The organism is Culturomica sp., from assembly GCF_003524185.1.
Classification (GTDB): Bacteria; Bacteroidota; Bacteroidia; order Bacteroidales; family Marinifilaceae; genus Culturomica; species Culturomica massiliensis.
Map to the genome: position 1 here is coordinate 14,110 of NZ_DOED01000034.1, position 23,601 is coordinate 37,710.

The window sequence follows — 23,601 nt, forward strand, 5'->3', positions numbered from 1 at the left end:
AATTCGCATAAATACAATTTTACAGAAAAATAAAGACATGTACACTGAACACCGGCCTTGCACTTTACTCTCTCCCTACATCGACAAATACTGGGAATTCAAAGGTAATCCAGAACAAGGGACACGTATCAACATACTTCCGGACGGATGTACGGATTTTATCTTCACTTTGGGAGATTCTCCACAGACCCTAAACGGCAACCTGACAATGCGGCCTTTTCATACCTACTTCATAGGACCGATGACAGGGTATTCTGAATTGATTACTTATACAAAAACCGTTCATATGCTCGGAATCCGCTTCCGGCCTTACGGAATATTCCGCTTTTTGGAACTGCCTCTACACGAACTCACCGATCAAAGGCTTTATGCCGGAGATATCAACACTTTCTTCAACGATTCATGGACACAGCAATTATCCGAACAACAAATCACTATAAAACAAATAAGCTTAATCGAAACCAGACTTATACAAGCGCTATACGAATATAAGCCGGTTCCCGATAAACCGATTTCATACGCAATCAACCAAATAAATACATTTAAAGGAAAACTTTCAATCCACACCTTGGTTGATAACATCTGTTTATCTCAACGTCATTTTGAACGAAAATTCAAAACATATACCGGATATACCCCTAAAGAATACAGCAGAATCGTAAAATTCAGGAATGCCGTCGACATTTTACGTAAAACGACTTTCGACAATTTATTATCCATCGCAATTGAAACCGGCTACTACGATGTTCCCCACCTTTCGAGAGAGATAAAAAAGATGTCCGGCAATACCCCGCTCTCGTTCTTATCATTACCCCCGGAAAGCGAAACGGCTTTACTTTATATAGAACAATAAAGTCGTTTTTATACAATACGATTCAATTTTTCGATCATATATTTGTTCCCATAAATCTATAAACACATATTCAATGGAGACATTAAACGAAAAAGCTTCGGTTATATTACAAAACAGTGAAATAGTAGTACTTACATCAGTAAACCAGGAAGGATACCCCAGACCGGTTCCCATGAGTAAAATCAAAGCCGAAGGCATTTCGGTAGTCTGGGTGGCGACAGGGAAAAATTCAGCGAAAACCAAAGATTTCTCTTTAAATCCCAAAGCGGGATTATGCTTTTACGAAAACGGAAACAGCGTAGCCCTGACAGGAGAAATTGAAATCATCACAGACGAAGCCATAAAAAAAGAACTTTGGCAAGACTGGTTTATCAGTCATTTCCCGGGAGGCCCGACCGATCCCAATTACATCCTATTAAAATTCAAATCCAGGGAAGTTACATTCTGGATTGACGGCAGCTTCATCCACAGGAAAGTCAAATAACGGAAAAGCAGGTACACACCTGTAAGGCAAGTTGTAAATAGACTGCAACACAAAATTTCGACCGGCTTCACCTTATCCGGTCGAAATCATTTTTCAAACTTTACAGATAACGTAGAGAAACATCTTATACCTCCGGACAAACCGATAAATATAAGATTATAGATCCTGACAGGAAACAGCTGTTCCGCTGGCGGTCACCATCAGCATGCTTCCATTGATGGTTTCATAATCCAGATCTACACCGATCACGGCATTCGCCCCCAAACGGGCAGCCTGCTCTCCCATCTCCTTCAAAGCTATATCTTTTGCCTGTTGCAGCACTTCTTCATAAGCCTTCGACCGTCCGCCGACAATATCCCGGATACTGGCAAACAGATCCCGGAATACATTCGCGCCGATAATGGTTTCACCGGTCACAATACCATAATAATTAATTATTCGTTTTCCTTCGATAACAGGTGTCGTAGTTAATAACATAATTTTAAATTAATTTGAAATACAAATAAGTACTCCCTCATAATTAGCCGAAATATTTAAACGTCATGAGAAACTCCAATTAAGCAGATTAAAAATTAAACGTAAAATTTAATAAGTCGATCGGCCTACCGTATTTTCTCATACAATCTCAAATTTATAAAAAATATCCTGAAATACAATTTTTCTACAGATTCCCTGAAACATATATTACATCAATAAACTACTTTCAAAAACAAGCCGTGACTTCCTTCATTTTATCCGGAATACCAGGCAAAACACAAGTATCCCACAAAATATATATCCACACAAACCTTGGGCTGAAAGAAAAATCAACGGACTTCAAAATAACGCAAAAACCTTTTCATTACCTTCTGTTTTTATATTTTTGCCCGTTTGAAAATATTTAATAATCAAACGTTTGCGAATAGTGTCTAATTTGTGTTAGTCTTTGTTCAATATGTGACAGAAAGACTAAAAAGGATTATCTAAAATTGCAAACGTTATCGGACATTCTTGGTGATGTCATTGGATAAACGGCTAAATAATATCATATCATGTTAAAAAAACTGATCATACCCATTTTATGCGTATTACAACTGGCTGTAGCCGGACAAAATTACAAAATAGATACGCAAGGAATCCTGCGTGACCCGCAAGGAAAAGAAGCCGCCTTTTTCGGCTTCAACTATTGCATGCCTTTTGCCCACGGCTACCGGAGTCACGGTATATTGGATACAGACCGTAAAACAGCTATCGACCGGGATATATATCACATGACCCGACTGGGAATCAACGCTTTCCGGATACATGTATGGGATGTGGAAATCAGTGACGGAGAAGGTAATCTACTGGAAAACGATCACCTCGACCTGCTGGATTACACCATCGCCCGATTTGCTCAGTACGGAGTGCAAACGTTAGTGACGGCTATCGCATTCTGGGGAAACGGATGGCCGGAAGAAGACGATAAAACCTTGCCCGGCTTTTCCAATCAAGTAACCAAGCAACAGGCTACCGTAGACGAAAAAAGTATCGCAGCCCAGGAACGTTACCTGAAAGCTCTGATGAACCATCAGAACCCTTATACAGGTTATTCCTATAAAAACGATCCGGCAATAGTAGCCGTAGAATTGAATAACGAACCGGATCATACAGCCAACGTACCGGATAAAACAGTAACAGCCTATATCGACAGACTGGCAAAAGCCGTACGCACCGCCGGTTGCCGCAAGCCCATCGTATACAATATCACACAAAATCCGGAACGGTCGCAAGCTGTAACTACCGCCCGGATCGACGGTGTCTCCGGACAATGGTATCCTTCCGGACTGGTAGGCGGAAAAAAACGTCACGAAAACTTTCTGCCGACCGTCTCCCATTACAACCTGCCTTATGACACTCGTGGAAAGGCCCGTTTCATCTACGAATTTGATGCCGCGGACATCGACGGCTCCTACATCTATCCGGCAATGGCACGTTCCTTCCGGGAAGCCGGTTTCCAATGGGCAACCCAATTCGCTTATGATCCGCTGGCAATGGCCGCTTACAACACAGATTACCAAACCCATTGGATAAACCTGGTATATACACCGGCAAAAGCGATCTCCCTGCGTATTGCCGCAGAAGTCTTCCGCAGCTTACCCCGGGGAAAAAATTTCGGCGATTACCCGGAAAACAACCGCTTTGCCGACTTCAACGTCAGCTATATCGACGACCTTTCTGTATTGAACCGCGACACTCTGTTTTGTTATTCAAATACAACCGAAGACCTCCCGGTTGCTCCCGAACGATTACGCCATATCGCCGGTCACGGCAGTTCACCCATCGTAAAATATAACGGCAGCGGAGCCTATTTTTTAGATAAACAAACAGACGGCAACTGGCGAATCGAAATTTACCCGGACATCACCGAAACAACCGATCCCTATAGCCGGCACAACTCTCTGAACCGCAAAATTGCATTAGCTCAATCGAATACCCGCCAAATGCAGATTTGCCTGCCGGATATACACACACAATTCGACATACGTCCGGGTATCTATTTATTACAAAAGGAGGGCAAACTGCAAAACATCACAAACGATACGCCATACCCGGTAATCGAGGATGATGTAAAAGAAACAGCCGTATTTCATACTCCGGCGGCCGAATGGAACGCAAGCACCCCGGCAACCGTCACGGCCGATATTGTTTCCCCTGCAAAAATAGACAGTGTCGTACTCTACGGCACAATGTGGTACGGCGAATCATTTAAAACCGTCATGCAACAACAATCCGGTTTTACCTATACGGCCAAACTTCCGTCATCTTTCCTTCGTCATGGTATTTTCCGCTATCGCATCGGCGTATACACCGGCAAAGGAAACCGGATTTTTCCGGGCAATTGCGACGTAAAACCGGGAGCCTGGAACGACTATTGTAAAAACGATTATCACAGCAATATTATAACTTCCAGCACGCCAGCCATACTGCTGGATGCACAAAACAAACCGGAATCCGTGGAATTGGTATGGCAACCCGGAATCCGGTTCGCCTACCTGCCGGAAGGTATCGGCATGAAAACAGAAACAACCGATTACCGGGGCGAAGCAGCCTTAGTTACAGACGCCCTCTTTGCTCCCCGTCCGTTGAATCAAATGACAATAGAAGCAATCATCACAGAAAAACCGGCAGAAGCATGTTTAGAACTACTCGACCGGGACGGTTTCCTCTGGTGTGCAGAGACAACCCTGCAAAACGGAAAAACAACAATTGCATTATCTGACTTCAAAACGACAGAAATTCGTCCGGTAAAGGAACTCTATCCCGGTATTTCTTTCCGGGGAGGCATCCGGTCCGACAGGCCGGGCATTCGGGCAGAAGAAATCACTTCCGTGCGATTTGTTTTGAAAAAAGGGGATGTCGTCATTCAAAAAATCTCGTTGGGAAAATAAAAATACAGTCCCTGTGTGCAAAACGACAAAGGAAATCTAAATAAAAACAAAAGGATATCAACTTAAAATCCGAAATATGAAATTATTCGCACTCATCGCATTTTGTGTATGTCTGGGAGCTTGCAGCCCGGGAGAAAGAATGGAAACACCGAATGCCGTTCCATTTAACGACAATTGGTTATTCACCCGTTCGGCAGTAACCCCGGAATCACTCCCGCCCGATAGTATGAAGAGCGTCACCTTACCGCACACCCCCCGCATCGAACCGATGACCGTAAACGATCAATGGCAAGGTATCTGCTATTATGCCAAAAAATTCGAGACACCGGAAAAAGTAAAAGAAAAATTGCTCTCACTTCGTTTCGAGGCCGCCATGAACATTGCCGATATATGGCTCAACGGCAAACACCTGGGAACACATACCGGCGGCTACCTTCCCTTCACGGTGTCCCTCGATAACGCTTTGAACAAATCCGGAGAAAACTTACTCGTCGTACGCCTTGACAACCGCGATAATGCCGTAACAGGCCCCAAACCGTTACATCTGCTCGACTTTTGCACTTATGGCGGAATCTATCGCAACGTATGGCTGATCGTTAAAGATTCGTTGCATATCACCGATCCCATAGCTCGGCAGGAAGGCGGCATTTTTGTACATGCATCGAACATCTCTTCACGAAAAGCCGGTATAAACATCCGGGTCAATGTGGACAATTGCGCTACCGAAAAAGCAAATGCCGTCATCGATTATGAAATCCGCAATGCTACAGGTAAAACAATTCTCCGCGAACAAAACCGGACAATAATAGCTCCCGGAACAGATACGACACTTACGACACATTGCTCAATAGAAAATCCGGAACTATGGAGCCCTGAAAGCCCGAACCTTTATACCCTGATTACCTCTGTCAGTAACAACGGCCGGACAACCGACCGGGAAGAAGTACGTTTCGGTATCCGTGATTTGAAAATTACGCCGGAAGGCTTGTGGCTGAACGGCAAAAAAAGATTCTTGCGGGGTGTCAACCGTCACCAGGAATACCCTTATATAGGCTACGCCCTTTCAGACGAAGCACAGCGCCGGGATGCACAGAAAATCAAAGATGCCGGATTCGATTACGTACGCTCAAGCCATTATCCACAGTCTCCCGCCTTTCTGGACGCCTGTGACGAACTGGGCATTATGGTACTCGACGCCATCCTCGGATGGCAATACTTCGGCGACTCTCTTTTCACCGCACATGCTTTGCAATCTTCCCGGGAATTAATCCGCCGCGACCGTAACCACCCTTGCATACTGGGCTGGGAACTCTCCATTAATGAAACTCAGATGCCGCAAAACTTCACCGAAGCAGCCAACCGTATCGCCAGAGAAGAATTCCCATATGACGATTGCTACACAGCCGGATGGATGAAAGAGGCTTACGACATTTACATCGAAGCCAGACAACACCGCCACAGTGCCCATCTGTCACAACCGCTCATCGTTTCCGAATACGGTGACTGGGAATATTACGCACAAAATGCAGGATTTCATCAGAATACCTGGAACGATCTGCTGGAAGAGGAACGCAACTCCCGCCAACCCCGGCAATCCGGAGAAAAAAGACTATTGCAACAAGCCCTCAATATACAGGAAGCACACAACGACAACCTGACAACCCACGCCTTTGCCGACGGCTACTGGGCCATGTTCGATTACAACCGCGGGTATGCCGACGACCTGGAATATTCCGGAATCATGGATATTACCCGCCTGCCTAAATTTTCCTACTACTTTTTCCGTAGCCAGCGTGATACACCCGAAACGGTATTTATCGCCTCCTACTGGCAACCCGGTGTAAGCCGGCAGGTAAAGGTATTCAGCAATTGCGAAGAAGTAGAACTCTATGCCGACGGCAAACTGACGGAACGTCGTCGTCCGGACAACGACAATTTTTCGACCCGGCTGTCCCATCCTCCTTTCACCTTCAACATTGCCTGCCAGAAACCGGGCACAGTGAAAGCCATAGGTTACAAAAACGGACAAGCCGTTGCCGAATACAGCGTAACGACACCTGCAAAAGCTGCTAAATTAACATTAAAAGTCGATGAAAGCGGTATAGCTCCGGCACGCAACGATGTCCTGTTCATCTATGCCACCGTATGTGATGCCGATGGGAATCCCGTACACCATTCCGCAGACAAAATTACTTTTCACATAAAAGGAGCACAACTTTGCAGCCCGACGAATATCCGGGCGGAAGCCGGAATTGCTACCGCACTGATACGCACGGCTGATGCACCGGCATCGATCAGTATCAGTGCAGAAGCCCCGGGATTAGAACCGGCTCAAACGACAATTTCAATCCAATAATCTAAATACACAACCTAATACACAAAAACATGCATAGCAAAACTTTATCACTACGTACAGCGGCAATATGCCTGATACTGTGTCTGTATAATCTTTGCAGCACATATCCTGTCTTTGCCCAACAGGCAAGCAGGACTGTCACAGGTAAGGTACTTGACGAAAACAAGCAACCGATGCCTGGAGTAGCCATCCTTATCGTAGGAACCACCTCAGGGGGTACTACGGATTTCGACGGGAATTTTACCCTCAGCGTTCCTGCCGGAAACAACGAGCTGCAATTCTCTTTCATCGGATATGAAACGGTAAAAATGCCCATTCCGGCAAACAACAACATCTGGTTGCAAATGAAACCGCAAACGATGACACTCGACGACGTAGTAGTCATCGGATACGGAACCTCCCGGAAAGGCGACCTGACAGGAGCGGTAGCCAACGTCAGCAGCAAAGACTTCAACGAAGGAATGATCAGTTCCCCGGAGCAACTCATCAACGGCAAAATCGCAGGAGTACAGATCATGTCCAACAGCGGTTCTCCGACTGCCGGAAGCACCATTCGTATCCGGGGCGGAGCTTCCTTAAACGCAAGCAACGATCCGTTGATCGTCCTTGACGGAGTACCCCTGGAAATCGGCGGTATCAGCGGTAACAACAGTAACTTTTTGAGCCTTATCAACCCCAATGACATCGAAAGCATGACCGTATTGAAAGATGCTTCTTCAACAGCTATCTATGGCTCCCGGGCCTCTAACGGTGTTATCATCATTACGACCAAAAAAGGAGCCGACAGCAAACTGAAAATCAGTTTCAATACAACCAATTCGTTACAAGTACGCACCCAAACAGCCGATATGCTCTCCCGTGGGGAATTCATCAATATCGTCAATTCGAACGGGACCGATGCCCAAAAAGCCCTGCTCGGTACGGCAAACACCGATTGGAACGACGAAATTTACAACGTTGCCTTCGGAACCGATAATAATTTAAGCTTTTCGGGTAAATTGAAAAACATACCTTACCGTGTTTCTTTGGGATATTACAACCAGGACGGAATCTTACGTACGGACAACGCAGAACGCATCACCGGAAACATTTCTGTCTCCCCGGGCTTTTTCAACAACTATTTAAAATTCAACGTCAACATAAAAGGTTCCCTCAATAAAAACCGTTTTGCAAACGGCGGAGCAATATGGGCAGCGTCAACTTATAACCCGACCCTCCCCGTACATTCCGGTAACGATGCTTTCGGCGGATATACCGAAGCGATCGACAACACCGGAACCCCGGTAACCCGAGGTGTACGCAACCCGCTGGGGCTGCTCAGACAATACAAATCAACCAGTGACATAAAACGGGTCATCGGAAATGCCGATGTCGATTACAAACTCCATTTTCTGCCGGAACTGAAATTCCACGCTACCGTCGGCTATGACTACGCCGAAGGCAAAGGAAAAATCTATGTTCCGGAAGAGGCTGCCGAATATGCCACCACCGGAGGACGGGATTTCACCTACGGTCCGCAAATAAACACCAACCGCCTGTTGACCACTTACCTGAACTATAACAAAACATTCGGTGAATTCACTGTCGATGCGACCGCCGGATACGACTACCAGGCATGGAAAAGCTCCAGCGAAAAATATTCGGAATTAAATGTCGCCGGAATCGAACAAAAAAGCATTGCAGCCAGCGATCAACGACACGTACTATTATCCTATTACGGCCGTCTGAACCTGACTTACGACACCCGTTACATGTTGACGGCAACCATACGCCGCGACGGGACCTCCCGTTTCAACAAAGACAACCGCTGGGGAACCTTCCCATCCCTCGCCCTGGCATGGCGTATCTCCGAAGAATCTTTTCTCGAAAACTGGGAAACATTGAGTAACCTGAAACTACGGGGTAGCTATGGTGTCACCGGACAACAGGACGGCATCGGCAACTACAACTACCTCCCCGTATATACCGGTAGTCAGAGCGGGGCCGAATACCAGTTCGGAAATGCATTCTATCCTACCTATCGTCCGGAAGCCTATGCATCAGACCTGAAATGGGAAACGACAACCGCCTGGAATGCCGGCATCGATTTCGGTTTCTTCAACAACCGTCTTTCCGGAAGTGTGGATTTTTACACCCGGAAAACAAAAGATTTGCTGGCGACGGTCCCTTCTCCCGCAGGAACCAATTTCGATAAAACAATCCTGACAAACGTCGGGAATGTCGACAGTCACGGACTCGAATTCGGACTGAATGTAACCCCTATCGATACCAAAAACATAACCTGGGATATGTCTTTCAATGCAACCTGGCAAAGAATGAAAATCCAAAACCTGTCGCTCGTAAAAGGCACAGCCATCACGAATACTTCCGTGGGACCGACCATCGACAGTTATTATTTTCAGGTATTGAGTGAAAGCTACGAACCCTATATGTTTTACCTATACCATCAATTATACGACGAAAAAGGCAAACCGATTGAAGGTGCGTATGCCGACCTCAACGATGACGGCGAAATCAATTCCGACGACCTGTATCGTTACAAATCACCGTCGCCCGATTGGATTCTCGGTTTCAGCACCTCCTTGCGATATAAAAAATGGAACCTCGGAATGAGCTTCCGGGCCAATATCGGTAACTACGTTTACAACGGAATGGCTATGAACACCGGAGCATGGAACACCATGTCCTATAACGACTACCAGCTAAACAACCTGTCGTCCAGCTATCTGAAAACCGGATTCCGGGAACGTCAATTCCTCTCGGACTATTACGTAGAAAACGCTTCGTTCCTGAAAATGGACAACATCACGTTGACCTACAACTTCGGTAAAATATGGAATTGCTTCAACCTGAATGCATCCGCAATGGTACAAAATGTATTTACCGTCACGAATTACTCGGGTGTAGACCCAGAAGTTCCCAATGGGATGGACTCCTCATTCTATCCCCGTCCCCGCATATTCTCACTTGGCCTCGGTCTGGATTTCTAACTTTAAAATATCGAAGTAATGAAAAAAATATTCTACATATTTATCATAACAGGAATATCCCTCCTGGCAACTTCCTGTGTCGGCGACCTCGACCAACTCCCACACAAGGAAACCACCTCCGGCAACATCTACACCACTGCCGCAAACTACAAATCGGTACTTGCAAAATTGTATGCATCCTATGTCATTGCCGGCCAGGAACAAGGCGGCGGTAACCCGGATCTGTCGAGCAATAGCGGGTACGACTACATGCGTTGCTACTTCAACATGCAGGAATGCGGCACGGAAGAAATCGCATCCACCTGGCTCGAAGGGGATAACGTAAAAGGACTGACTTATCTGTCCTGGGACGTAAACGACCCCTGGGTATCCGACACCTACTACCGCATTTATTACACCATCGCCCTCTGCAACGAATTTCTGCGGAATGCCGGTGACAGCCAGATTGCCGGATTCAGCGAAAGTGAACAGGCAGACATCCGTCATTACCGTGCAGAGGCCCGTTTTCTGCGGGCACTGTCATACTACCATGCCATGGATTTATACCGCAACATCCCTTTCGTAACAGAAGCGAACCCGGTAGGCTCTTACATTCCTCCCCGGTATACCTCTGCACAGATATTCGATTTCATCGAAACCGAATTGACAACCATCGAAAACGAACTGCTTCCGGTAAACGAATGCGAATACGCCCGGGCTTCTCAGGCGGCTGCCCAGACCCTGCTGGCACGTCTCTACCTGAATGCCGAAGTATACAGCGGAACGGCCCGTTACACCGATTGCATTACCTACTGCCGGCGTGTCATGCAAAACGGATATCACCTCGAATCGGAATATGCCAAACTGTTTAATGCTGACAACAACCTGCGTACCCATGAAATCATTTTTTCATTCGCAGTAGACGCCAACCGTACCACCTCCTGGGGAGCTACAACCTACATTATCTGCGGAGCCGTAAGCAGCACCTCCGAATTCCAGAATCCCGCCGACTACGGTGTCACAAGCGGCTGGGGTTCATTCCGGGTTCGCCAGGAACTCCCCCTCTTATTCCCCGAAGGTGACAAGCGCGGTATGTTCTTCACCGAAGGCCAATCCATAAGTGTCGACATCATCGACGACCAAAGCAAAGGATATTTTGCAGAAAAATGGACCAACCTGACTGATGCCGGAGAAGCGGCTTCCAACACGGGAGCATTGGGGGTATCTACCGACTTCCCCGTGTTCCGCCTGGCTGATGTTTACCTGATGTTTGCAGAAGCCGTACTACGCGGCGGAACCGGCGGTTCTGCCGGTGAAGCGGTCGGATACATTAACTTATTACGGGAGCGGGCCTATGGAAACACATCCGGAAATATCGGAACCGGCGATCTTACCCTCAACTTCATACTCGACGAACGGGCACGCGAACTCTATTGGGAATGTGTACGCCGCACCGACCTGATCCGTTACGGACGTTTCACGGATAACTCATACCTATGGCAATGGAAAGGCGGAGTAAAAGACGGTAAAGGAGTAAACGACAAATACAACACCTATCCGATTCCGGCCAGTGAACTATCCGCTAACCCGAATCTTTATAACGAAAAATATTAATCGATTAATCTGAACAGATATGAAAACGATAAAAGGACTGATAGCCCTGCTCGCTATATGCTGCACTGCCGTTTCCTGTGAAAAAGACGGTGACAAGATCATCTTGTCGGGACTGGAACCTTCTAAACTGATCGCTACGGCGACCGATGTCAGGCTAACACAGGAAAACGCCGAAGCAATTGCCCTCTCTTTTGCCTGGAATAACAGTGAACTGTACACCAACACCCCGGGCATGAATGTACCCTCTTCCCTCCCGCATATAAGTTTACAGTCTGCGGCTGACGCAGCATTTACGACGCCGACAGAAACAGTCGCAGACAAAGAATCTCACAGTTTTACGGGAACAGAACTCAATACCCTGGCTAAAAATGCCGGTTTGGAAGCTGATGAATCATCCCCGCTCTACTTTCGTCTCAAAGTAACTCTGGGGACCAACACAGATCCCGTATACAGCAATATTGTCAGCGTAAACATCACTCCTTATAAAATCGATATGTCGCTGATCAAAATGCTGGACGCCAAAAAAGAAAAAGTGCTGGGCACACTCTACTCACCCGAATCCGACGGAGAATATGCCGGATTTGTAAGTGCCACCTCCTGGCTGAACTTTTTTCTGCAGGAAGGTGACGGTACCCTTTGGGGTAATGTAGGCGTTGATGGGATGGCTTTCAAACTGACAAACGACGAATCCATGTGGAACTGCTGGTATCCCGGCCAAAGCGGCTGTTTCTACACGACAGTCAGCACATCCGGTAAAGAATGGACAGCCACCCATATTCCGGTCCTCGACATTTCCGGCGCTGTCGATGTTGAAATGAGCTATGTCACCTCCAAAAATCAATGGAAAGCAACCGTTACGACAACAACCGACAATTCTGTCATACAGATTTCAGGTACCGGAAAAAAATACAATGTTTCCACCCAAACGGACGACGCAGCCGCCATCGACACCCCTATCGCCTTTACCGTAAACGGCAATCAGATTGCCCTGACCGCAACGGCGGGCGACATCACTATCCCGACCGCCGGTACATGGACATTGACCCTTGATTTCAGCGATCCTAAAACAGGAACATATACTCTGACAGCAGGAGAAGGCGACGACCCCGAAGAGGAAATATTCCCGTTCCTCTATCTGGCAGGAATCGACGACGGAACGACAGGCCCGGATTGGAACTTCAATGTTAAAATTGCACGCGGCAACGACGGCATATACAGCGGAATAGTATATGTCAACTCCCTCTGGGGATTCAAAATGTACACCACAGCCGACGACTGGAATAACTATTACACCATGGGCGAAACAGAAGGTACGTTGATAAAAAACGGCGAAGGTAATATCACTGCCCCCGAAGAAGGAGTTTACCTGATCACAGTCGACCTGGCAAATCTGACCTATACCATGAAAAAACTGGAAAACCGGATTTACATCTCCGGCTTGAACGATGTATGGGATTTCACCGTAACTTTGGACAAAACCGCTGACGGCGTATATTCAGGTACAATCGAAGTGACCACCGTATCTCCATGGGGATTCAAAATTTATATCGAACCCGAAAACTGGAATGATTACTTCGGCGGAGGCGAAGGCCTGTTATATTACAAAGGCGAAGGTATCACCGACGACGCTGCCGGAGTCGGGATTTATACATTGACCGTAAATTTAATCAACGCCACCTACGAAATGATAAAACAATAAAAACGCGGATTACACGGATAAAATTATCAGCGGAATCCGTGTAATCTGCAAAAACACTTAAAATAATCAAAACATGAAACTGCATTATTTATTTATATCCCTGCTCCTCTTCAACTCACTGACTGCGTGCAGTGACGACGACAACAAACCCGGTACGCCTCCCGTACCTCCCGACATGAGCGGATTCGCCAAAGGAGCCGATGTAAGTTGGATCACCCAGATGGAAAAAGCAAACGTCAAATTCTACAACGCCCAAGGCCGGGAAATGGAATGTATGCGTTTATTACGCGACCTCGGCATGAACACCGTCCGTCTGCGGGTATGGGTCGATCCGGCCGACGGCTGGTGTAACAAAGCCGACTTACTGGTGAAAGCCTATCGGGCACATAATCTGGGGATGCGCCTCATGATCGACTTCCATTACAGCGACGTATGGGCAGATCCGGGAAGTCAAACCAAACCGGCAGCCTGGGAAAATCTCTCTTTCGATGAACTGAAAACAGCGGTCGCCGATCATACGACTGAAATTCTTACGGCCCTGAAAAATCAGGGTATCACTCCGGAGTGGGTACAGGTCGGGAACGAAACGGGCAACGGCATGTTATGGCCCGACGGACAAGCCGATAAAAACATGGCACAATATGCCGCCCTCAACAATGCCGGGTATGATGCAACAAAAGCAATATTTCCGAATGCCAAAGTCATCGTACACTTGCAAGGCGGCGACAACAACAACCTCTATCGCTGGCTCTTCGACGGCCTGAAAACCAACGGCGGGAAATGGGACGTCATCGGCATGTCCTTATATCCCTCCGCCGACAAATGGCAAACGTTCGTTGACGCTTGCGTCGACAACATCAAAGACATGACCGAACGTTATGGCAGTGAAGTCATGATTTGCGAAACAGGTATGCCTTGGGAACAGGCCGCTACCGCCAAACTTTTCCTCACCGATCTGATCACCCGTGTTCAGGGCTTTGACAACGCTCTCGGTGTTTTATATTGGGAACCGGAAGCTCACAATAGCTGGAACGGTTATCAATTGGGAGCCTTCGACGAATCGGGCAAACCTACCGAAGCCCTCGATGCCTTCAAATAAAAAACGTCCGTAAAACAAAACTAAAAGGAATAGGGCCTGTCTGGAAACCAGACAGGCCCTCCACAACTCAGGATAAATATACTATTTCGCCCTATGGGCCGACATAGCCGTCATTATTTTTTCGTCCAACCTGCCGTCCAATCGTTACCTGCTTTCACTGCCCCCTGATACTGGGCCTTTGTAAAAAACGGATCGATAGCCGACATATCCTCGCCTCCGTCAATTACACCGATATACTTATTGGTAAAAGCCGGGGTTGCATTGATCGTATTATGATTTGCAGCTGCCGTAAACAAGGCTGAAGAATAAATTCCCTCCTTACAATTGATATCTCCGGCCATTGTAATGTATTTCAACACCGATGTCCCGTCTGCCAGAAAACCTTCCGTCTCCGTCGTCTCCGTTGTCAGATTACGGGTCTTTCCGGTTACAATCGTATTGTAAAGCTTAGCCTGTGTACCGGCACGCAAACGGATACCCCGGTTTTGGGTGGCAATATCGCTACCTTCTGAAATCTCACTATCGGCACCGATCAAAGTCATATTGGCCAATACCGGACAAGCAATCGGAGTTGCACCGAAACCCTTATCCCAGTTATCGGCCTCGATCAAACAGTCACAACCCAACGGGAATTCGGATTGCGGAGCCTGATAAGCAACAAAAAATTGTCCTTTTCCTACCCATCCCTGTGTCCAGTCGAAAGCATCGTCACTATTGCTGTACGACACCAGATATTTGGCATTCACAGTACCGCCGAACCACTCGAAACCGTCATCCGTACCTTTATATGCCTGTAAATATTCCAAAGTAGTACCGTTACCAACACCATAAAAAGTGAAACCGTTACACTCTTTTTCTGCGGTAAACTTATACCCGGCATATTCAATACGTACATAGCGGAGAATACCGGAATTATCGTTAACGATATTTCCTCCGTAAGGTGCATCGCCGACCTCAGACTTCTGATTTCCGGCATTGATCGGAGCTCTACCGCAAATGTGCAAACCTCCCCATGCTCCCGGCTCTTCGGTTTCCGATGTCATGATAATCGGTTTTTCAGCTGTTCCTTCGGCCATGATCTTACCGCCCTGTTCCACCAGAATAAAATCGATCGTCTGATCTTCACTCTTGGCGATGATTTTCGTCCCGGCCTCAATCCGTAATACACCGCCGTCTTTAACGATATATTCTCCATCCAGATAATACGTATTATTAGCCGTCAACGTAACCGTAGACGTAACGTCTCCTTTCAGTGTAACCTCATCTCCGTCTCCACCGCCACCGTTACCATCGTCACTACAGGAAGTAAATGAAAGAGCCACAACTGCCATGGCCAATACTGCAAATTTCCAATAATTCATTTTCATACTATTCAAAATTAAATTGTTAATGTCTGATTCAATTAATATTACACATTCTATAGGTTGTGGTTAAACAACTTCATTCGTATCTAAAACTTATATGAAAAACCGATTTCTGCACTGCTTCCCGGGCGGAAAGATTCTACCAACTCACGGTTGCCGGTTGCGGGTATCTTTTGCATAAAGCGGATCTCACTATTCAGCAAATCCTTCACCTGTGCCTTCAGGCTAAAATGCTTATTGATAGCATAACTCGCTACAAAATCGAGTGTATGAAGAGTTTCCTGCTTGATATCCCCGGTTTTATAAATCCCTACCGAATGAATCCGGGGCCCCTGAACATTATAAACCAATGCCAACGTCATATCGCTCTCCTCATTAAAACGGGGGATATAACTTAAATCCGCATTGATCAGAAAAGGGGAAGCTCCTTGTAAAGCCCGCTCGCTCTCCGTATAAACTCCTTCATCCGGTAACTTGACATTCGTATACATAAAAGAAGCATTAGCACCCAAACGGACATCTTTGATAAGTTCTTTCCGGAATTCGACCTCTATCCCGGCAGCAATCCCATCCTCCGCATTGCGGAAAGAATGATAAACCGATCCTCCGGCAGCCTCCTGTGTACGCTCGATAGGCGAATCCAGCCTTTTAAAATAACCGGTCACGGAAAACATATCCCCCCGCCCCTGCGGGAACAAATCATAACGTAAATCCACATTATAATTGTACGCATTTTTCAGATTTTCATTACCACGCACATAAGCACTTCCGTACGATTCCTGATAGAGGAAAGGCGACATCTCGATAAACGAAGGACGGGTAACGGTACGCGACACGGAAAAACGCAGGCTACTGCTCTTGTTAATATCGTATTTTATATTCAATGCCGGGAAAAAATCCCCTTTGTTCAATCTGGCTTTAAACTCCCTGCCTCCGTCATTCCAATAACGTACCCATTGCTGCGATTGCTCATAACGGAGCCCGAAACTAATCATCAAAACCGAAAGCGGTAAATACTCCACCTCTGCAAAAGCCGCTCCGATATCATTTTTAGCATAGTAAGTATAACGGGGCTGTGCATCCAGATTAACCGTAATCAATCCGTTAGCTATATTCTCCTGGTTCAGATAGCCGTCAGTATCGTACATATTTTCCACTGCAGGAGAAAGATTATACACATCGTAATAAAAATTCATACACTGGAAATCCCGTTTCTTGCTCTTATATACCCCTCCGAAACGGATAAAATTACTTTCCCCGAAACGATAAGCCGCCCGCACATCACCTACACCCTCATTCTCGTCCAATTCACTGAAATAACGGGACGTCGTTTGATTTTGCTTATATAATGTCAGCTTTCCCGTATTCCTATCCTTAAAAAACACCACCTGTCTCCGGTCCGGCTCATCACTATTCGTAATCCCATACGACCCACTCCAATTCAAGGTCCACCGCTTACCGAACTCATGATGTCCTGCCAACTGATTATTCAACAAACTATATGCCCGGAAAATACTGTTGCTGGTCGCGATATGATCACCCTCGGCATCCGTACCTTCCCGTTGCATATACGTATCGATCGCATTACGGGCATAAAAAAACGTATAACTGATCCGGTCCGTCTGACGGAAAGTATAACCCAGATTTGCCAGCCCGGCAATCTTCAGGTCTGAAGTATAACTATCGTAACTGAACTCATCCAGATTATATCCCTCGGCGTTCAACGTCCGCACATACCCGTTATCCAACATCTGCCGGCTGTTGCTGATCCCGAATGAAGCCAGTAAACTAAGCCGCTGGTTTCCGACATCCCAGCTTTTTCCCAATCCGGCAGAACCTCCGAAATCCGGCAATGCTTTTTTATCACGGACAGCAAACGTCGTCCCGAAAAGATCCTTCTTACGGGCATATTCCCTGAATTCTGTCTTCCCCATAGAAAGCACACTCTTATCCTCCAGATTAGGAGTTGTAAAAAGCGTACCCTTTTTATCGCTGTAATAAAAAGTTTTGCCCAACGTATTGAACTTCCCTCCGGTATTAAAGCCGAGCGTAAAAAAATCCCCACCCGTATTCTCCTTTGTTCCGATATCGATATGTGCTCCCGAATAATCGGCAAAAGAACCGGCTTCATACACCTTACTTACAGTGATATTTTTTACCGTTGCTGCCGGGAACAAATCCAGCGGTATCAACTTATTATCCGGATTCGGTGAAGCAATCGGCAATCCGTTCAACGTCGTCGTACTATACCGGTCCCCCAATCCCCGCACAATCAATTGTCCGGCACTTGCAATCGAAATCCCGGTTATCTTCTTCACCCCTTCTTCCACATTCGATGCCCCTTTCAGACTCATTTCCTTCGCTCCGATATTTTCGATAGCCACCATCGACTGCCGACGTTCCATCTGTAACATCCGTTCGTTCTCCATATTTTTACGTGCTTTCACCGATACTTCCTCCAAAGCCTCTGCTACTGCCTCCATTTCAAAATTCAATTCCGTATCTGCACCAACCCTTACCTGCTCCCGTACCACATCCCGATAGCCCATATACCGCACCTGTAACCGATAAGTCCCGCTTTCCAGATTCAATACATATTTTCCATCCAGATCGGCGGCAGTTCCGAATGTAGTCCCAACTACCTGTACCGTAGCCCCAATCAAAGGTTCCTTCGTTTGTTTATCGATAATCGTTCCCCGGAGAACACCTGCCGCTGCCTGAAAAGAAAGAGCGGCCCAAAAGAAAAGTAAAACAGTCAATTTTAAGTAATCTTGCTTTTTATACATCGTTACGTTTTTTATTCGTCGCAAAGATTACCCATAAACATTACATTACCGTCTCGTTTTTATTTCTATTTTATTACATTTCACAACAACCTGAAAATAGACTGTCAAAATCATTCCAACTGCGGCAACAGTTAAAACAAACTTTATAACATCCGGCAAAAAAGAAAACTACAACCTGAATCACAACGCAACAAATCCGCCTTCCTGCGTAAAAACAAAAGCTCCGGCATAAAAGCCGGCATCCTTCAGATAATTAATTGAAACCTATTTGACAATCCGGTCCACCGGGATAGCCACCTCATCCTCCAGATCCAGCATAGCGTTGATCAGATAAACACGGTCATAAGTATAAAGATCGGCAACACGGACCGGACATGCCCGGATTAAACCCTGTTGCAATAAGAAACGGCGTTTCGTCCCGTTCAGCAGATAAGTGTCCGGCGTATAAAATTCACCTCTACGGCTCAACACCACATTACTATAACTCGTATCCGTCAGAAATCCGTCCTTTACAATCAGCACATCATCGCAATCGCCCCGTTTCTCGTACAGCTTCATAAGCATCGAACGATCGGCAGACTTGTAAGGATACACGATGTCATCATCATCCACCACCTTCAGCGCACGGATAACCCGGGGACGATAAGCCGCAAATTCCACTCCACATATGCCTGCCGGATCATACACAACCCGACACTTCACCACTCCATTCCGTAAACCGGCAGGCGGTAAAAACAATCCTGCCTGCAATTCCGGCATAGGCATACCCATAGATTGCAGTGTTTCCTGCATCCGCCGGATATGAAACTCCAAATGACAGGGATACCCTTCCGAAATTTTAATTGTTTCTATAAATTGCATAGACTCTCTCATAACATCCTCAAACCGGCTAAAACGGTAGATATACCTTTTGTAAAACCTCCCGGTATTCATCCTCACAACGGCTGTTTACAGTGATTCCGCCTCCACTATGGAAATAACGCCTCCCCTCCCGCTCTTCGATAAACCGGATCAACACGGCCGAATCCAGATCACGACCATCAAAATAACCGAACACACCCGTATAAAATCCGCGTTTTTCCTTCTCCGCCTTCCCGATCATTTTTACCGTAGCCTCTTTAGGGGCACCGGAAATCGAACCTGCCGGAAGCATACGGAACAAAATATCTCCCAAATACGCCGGATAATCTTCCGGCAACCTTCCGGCAATCTCCGAACTCACCTGTAGAATAGCCCCGTTCGTCGTTTCAAGCCGGTCTATATAACGAAAACGCTCCACTTGTACATCCGTGGCAACCATACTCAAATCATTACGTATCAGGTCGACAATCGTATAATGCTCCGACGTCTCCTTATAATCTTCCAGTATCACCCGCTCTGCATCCGGTATCGATGCATCGATCGTTCCCTTCATCGGATAAGAAGCAATCCGCCCTTCCTGTATCCGCACGAAAGTTTCCGGAGAAAAACACACAAACCGCCCCGGCACCCACAACCGGTAACGAGCCCGGCTATACCGAAAAATATCCGCTAAACTTAAATCCGTCGTCACCTCCGTTCTCACGGTCAAATTGGCAAGAAATGAATCCCCCCGTAACAAGCCCTGACGGATAATCCCGAACTTTTGTTCATACGCTTCATAAGTCAACGGCTTCCGGGAAAAAGAAAAATCCCGGTCCGGAAGAACAACCGGATAAGCAGCATTCGTCACCCCTCCGATTTGCCACAACACTTCCTGTTGTGCAATAGGCATACGATAGAAAAAGCCTTCTTCTTGTTCATAATCTACTCCGAACAAAAAAGGACATCCGGCTTTGCCGGCCTCATTCATCAACTGTTTTACTTCAATCGCTGGAATCATAAAGACAAAATAAAGCCATCAGCACCGATTTTCCAACAACAACGCCTTTTATCTTCTTCAGATATTTTCCTTCCGGCAATTTTAAACTATTTTTGTCCCGGCAATCCCGATCGATATGCAGCACATTTTAGTCATCGACAACCACGACTCCTTCGTATATAACCTGGTCCAACTCCTCCGGCAAAACGGTCGTTGCCGGTTCGAAATCATTTCCAACGACCGGATTGCCCATTGCCACCCCCGTCGTTTCGATAAAATCCTTTTGTCTCCCGGACCGGGCATACCGGAAGAAGCCGGAGATATGCCGGCACTCATCGACCAGTGCAAACACACCCACCCGATATTGGGAATATGCCTTGGTCATCAGGCTATTGCCGAAAATTTCGGAGCCCGCTTACAACAGCTCACGTCTCCCCGGCACGGCCATAGCAGTCCGCTCAACATCACAGACCCCGGTGATCCTTTATTCCGACAGATACCCCCCGGTACGCCAATCGGTCGCTATCATTCCTGGGTCATCGACCCCGCCGGGTTACCGGCCTGCCTTAAAATCAGTTCTCTGGACGAAGAAGGACACATCATGTCCTTCTACCATGCAAGCCTTCCGATTCACGGACTGCAATTTCATCCCGAATCCATCATTACCCGCCACGGCCGGCAAATCATCGATAACTGGCTCGACGAATAAAAAAAAACTGTAACAAGCGTAAATTATTCAGGAAAAATGACACCTTTGTAAAGCGTCTGAATACAACTAACCTTAAATACTAAATATCATGCAAGAATGGTGGATGTCTCTTGACTTATTTTTAAAAAGCCTGTGGTGTATCAGCATCACAACGAGTCTGATCTTTATCATCCAAACCGTCCTTACCTTTATAGGTATGGATTCGGATGCCGGATCAGGTGCCGACTTTGACGGCAGTACCGGTACGGACGGGGATTTCCCTTTCCAGCTCTTTACATTCCGTAACTTTATCAACTTCTTCCTCGGATTCAGTTGGACGGCCATTGCCTTTTACGAAGTTATCACCCCGACCTGGTTCCTGTTGTTTATAGCTATCCTCGTCGGACTTTTACTTGTTGCAGCCGTTATGTATATTTTCTACCTGATGAGCCGCATGGAACAATCCGGAAACATCAATATCGACAACGCCCTCGGATGCCGGGGCAATGTATATCTTAAAATCCCGGCAAAACGTTCCGGTGAAGGGAAAATACAAATATCCATACAAGGGGCTATCCGGGAATACGATGCGCTCACCGATGGAGAAGAACTCCCTACGGGAAGCCCGATCCGGGTAATAGAAGTATTAAACGCAGAAACCCTGCTCGTCGAAAAAATTTAAATCCAAACAATCATTAAATTACAGTAAATGGAAACAACCCTTTATCCCATCATTGCGATCGTCGCCGTACTATTCGTCACCTTCGCCGCTATTCTGTCCCGTTACAAACGGTGTCCTTCCGATAAAATCCTTGTCGTTTACGGAAGAACAGGAAAAAACAAAGCCGGAGCAACCAGCTCCGCCCGTTGTATACACGGTGGTGCTGCTTTTATCTGGCCTGTATTCCAAAGCTACGCTTTCCTGGACCTTACTCCGATTTCCATCGAATGCAACCTGACCAACGCTTTGAGTAAACAAAATATCCGTGTCGACGTCCCCTGTCGTTTTACCGTAGGTATATCTACCGAATCCGAAAGCATGACCAATGCCGCCGAACGCTTACTCGGACAACGACTTGAAAATATTCAGGATTTAGCTAAAGACATCTTATTCGGACAATTACGTCTGGTCATTGCAACAATGGACATCGAAGAAATCAATTCCGACCGGGACAAATTTCTGGCCAATGTCAGTGCGAACGTAGAAGCCGAACTCCGTAAAATCGGTTTGAAACTGATCAATGTGAACGTCACCGACCTCCGCGATGAGTCCGGATACATTGAAGCTTTAGGAAAAGAAGCTGCAGCCAAAGCCATCAACGACGCAAAAAAAAGCGTAGCCGAACAAAACCGATTCGGGGAAATCGGTAAAGCCGAAGCCGACCGGGACAAAGACATCCGCATCGCCGAAACCGTACGCGACACCCGTGTCCGTACTTCAGAAGCCAATGCTTCAGCCGTAGAGGGGGAAAACAATGCCAAAATCCTCATCGCCGACTCCGATGCCACCCGTCGCGAAAGAGAAGCCGAAGCCGCACGTAAAGCCATCGCCGCCGAAAAAGTACAATCGGCAAAAGCCCTGGAAGAAGCCTACCTTGCAGAAAAAGAAGCCGAAACAGCCCGTGCCGAACGTGAAAAAGCGACCCAAACGGCCAACATCGTCGTTCCGGCACAGATTGAAAAAGAAAAAGCCATCATCGATGCAGAAGCAGAAGCAGAACGTATCCGCCGACTGGCCAAAGGTGAAGCCGATGCAATCTATGCTAAGATGGATGCTCAGGCAAGAGGTTTACTTGAAATCCTGACCAAGCAAGCATCGGGTTACGACCGTATCGTACAAGCAGCAAACGGCGATCCCGACAAAGCGATCCTCTTGCTGATCACCGACAAACTGCCCGAACTGGTTAAAACCCAGGTTGAAGCTGTTAAAAACATTAAAATCGATAAAATTACGGTATGGGATGGTAACAACACTGGAAATGGTAACACATCCACAGCCAACTTTATTTCCGGCATGATGAAATCCGTTCCACCGTTGAACGACCTGTTTAACATGGCAGGCCTGGATCTCCCGACCTATCTGAAAGGAAAAGAACAGGAAAAAAATCAGCAAATACCGGTTGCCGAAGAAGTTCCCGCCGAGGAAACCAAATAAATACCGAAAAGAGGCTGAATTCTAAGTCTCTTGCAAATTTTTGAGCAAGAAAATCGTGATAAACTGAGCTTTTATTGCGATTTTCTTTTTTTCGCACGTTTTCTTTTCCCAAATCTCGTGCTTTGTAAAAGCTTTCAAAAAGAAAAATAATCCCTCCTCTTTCTGGAATATCCCTTATGCGCTTAATATAACAAATGGCGTTCTTCTTTAAATTTCCTTGATTTCGCCTGTCCTTATAAATCCGATTTCGTTTCATTTTAATTATTATTTTAAATTTAAAATCT

At 46.6% G+C, this 23,601-nt stretch carries 16 protein-coding genes; 11 read left to right on the forward strand and 5 right to left on the reverse strand.

Features of this window, described 5'->3' with window-relative positions:
- The first annotated feature begins 37 nt into the window (after positions 1 to 37).
- A complete protein-coding gene (locus tag DD657_RS12170; protein WP_021989177.1) occupies positions 38 to 853 on the forward strand; it encodes a helix-turn-helix transcriptional regulator in 816 nt (271 codons plus the stop codon).
- Positions 854 to 926: 73 nt separating this feature from the next.
- Positions 927 to 1,337: a pyridoxamine 5'-phosphate oxidase family protein gene (locus DD657_RS12175; protein ID WP_021989178.1), complete on the forward strand. Its 411-nt coding sequence runs from the start codon at positions 927 to 929 to the stop codon at positions 1,335 to 1,337.
- A 156-nt stretch (positions 1,338 to 1,493) separates the two neighbouring features.
- On the opposite strand, the gene DD657_RS12180 is transcribed toward DD657_RS12175, so the two are convergent.
- Positions 1,494 to 1,814, reverse strand: a complete 321-nt coding sequence (locus tag DD657_RS12180) for a YbjQ family protein (RefSeq protein ID WP_021989179.1) — start codon at positions 1,812 to 1,814, stop codon at positions 1,494 to 1,496.
- Positions 1,815 to 2,368: 554 nt separating this feature from the next.
- Here DD657_RS12180 and DD657_RS12185 point away from each other — a divergent pair.
- From DD657_RS12185 to DD657_RS12210, 6 genes are all read left to right on the forward strand, one after another.
- Positions 2,369 to 4,747, forward strand: a complete 2,379-nt coding sequence (locus DD657_RS12185; protein WP_287050032.1) for a glycoside hydrolase 5 family protein — start codon at positions 2,369 to 2,371, stop codon at positions 4,745 to 4,747.
- A gap of 76 nt (positions 4,748 to 4,823) precedes the next feature.
- The gene (locus tag DD657_RS12190) at positions 4,824 to 7,103 is read left to right on the forward strand and encodes a glycoside hydrolase family 2 protein (protein WP_287050034.1); all 2,280 of its coding nucleotides are present in this window, start codon (positions 4,824 to 4,826) and stop codon (positions 7,101 to 7,103) included.
- 29 nt (positions 7,104 to 7,132) lie between these two features.
- On the forward strand, positions 7,133 to 10,093 hold the full coding sequence (locus DD657_RS12195) for a SusC/RagA family TonB-linked outer membrane protein (RefSeq protein ID WP_287050036.1): 2,961 nt from the start codon (positions 7,133 to 7,135) through the stop codon (positions 10,091 to 10,093).
- Positions 10,094 to 10,111: 18 nt separating this feature from the next.
- A complete protein-coding gene (locus DD657_RS12200) occupies positions 10,112 to 11,686 on the forward strand; it encodes a RagB/SusD family nutrient uptake outer membrane protein (RefSeq protein ID WP_287050037.1) in 1,575 nt (524 codons plus the stop codon).
- 19 nt (positions 11,687 to 11,705) lie between these two features.
- Positions 11,706 to 13,385, forward strand: a complete 1,680-nt coding sequence (locus DD657_RS12205) for a DUF5114 domain-containing protein (RefSeq protein WP_287050038.1) — start codon at positions 11,706 to 11,708, stop codon at positions 13,383 to 13,385.
- A 73-nt stretch (positions 13,386 to 13,458) separates the two neighbouring features.
- Complete coding sequence (locus tag DD657_RS12210; protein ID WP_287050040.1) at positions 13,459 to 14,484, forward strand: glycoside hydrolase family 53 protein; 1,026 nt, start codon at positions 13,459 to 13,461, stop codon at positions 14,482 to 14,484.
- A gap of 113 nt (positions 14,485 to 14,597) precedes the next feature.
- On the opposite strand, the gene DD657_RS12215 is transcribed toward DD657_RS12210, so the two are convergent.
- From DD657_RS12215 to DD657_RS12230, 4 genes are all read right to left on the reverse strand, one after another.
- On the reverse strand, positions 14,598 to 15,851 hold the full coding sequence (locus tag DD657_RS12215) for a beta-helix domain-containing protein (RefSeq protein WP_021989186.1): 1,254 nt from the start codon (positions 15,849 to 15,851) through the stop codon (positions 14,598 to 14,600).
- Positions 15,852 to 15,934: 83 nt separating this feature from the next.
- Positions 15,935 to 18,634 (reverse strand): TonB-dependent receptor, encoded by a 2,700-nt coding sequence (locus tag DD657_RS12220; RefSeq protein ID WP_287050041.1) that lies wholly within the window; start codon positions 18,632 to 18,634, stop codon positions 15,935 to 15,937.
- Positions 18,635 to 18,898: 264 nt separating this feature from the next.
- Positions 18,899 to 19,495 (reverse strand): aminotransferase class IV, encoded by a 597-nt coding sequence (locus tag DD657_RS12225; RefSeq protein WP_161945875.1) that lies wholly within the window; start codon positions 19,493 to 19,495, stop codon positions 18,899 to 18,901.
- 28 nt (positions 19,496 to 19,523) lie between these two features.
- Complete coding sequence (locus DD657_RS12230) at positions 19,524 to 20,495, reverse strand: aminodeoxychorismate synthase component I (RefSeq protein ID WP_068690933.1); 972 nt, start codon at positions 20,493 to 20,495, stop codon at positions 19,524 to 19,526.
- 115 nt (positions 20,496 to 20,610) lie between these two features.
- Between DD657_RS12230 and DD657_RS12235 the strand changes: the two genes are divergently transcribed.
- From DD657_RS12235 to DD657_RS12245, 3 genes are all read left to right on the forward strand, one after another.
- Positions 20,611 to 21,183 carry an anthranilate synthase component II gene (locus DD657_RS12235; protein ID WP_068690934.1) on the forward strand — a complete coding sequence of 191 codons (573 nt, stop codon included), beginning with the start codon at positions 20,611 to 20,613 and terminating at the stop codon, positions 21,181 to 21,183.
- 88 nt (positions 21,184 to 21,271) lie between these two features.
- A complete protein-coding gene (locus tag DD657_RS12240) occupies positions 21,272 to 21,844 on the forward strand; it encodes an NfeD family protein (protein ID WP_021989191.1) in 573 nt (190 codons plus the stop codon).
- A gap of 27 nt (positions 21,845 to 21,871) precedes the next feature.
- Positions 21,872 to 23,317: a flotillin family protein gene (locus tag DD657_RS12245; RefSeq protein WP_021989192.1), complete on the forward strand. Its 1,446-nt coding sequence runs from the start codon at positions 21,872 to 21,874 to the stop codon at positions 23,315 to 23,317.
- The last annotated feature ends 284 nt before the right edge of the window (positions 23,318 to 23,601 follow it).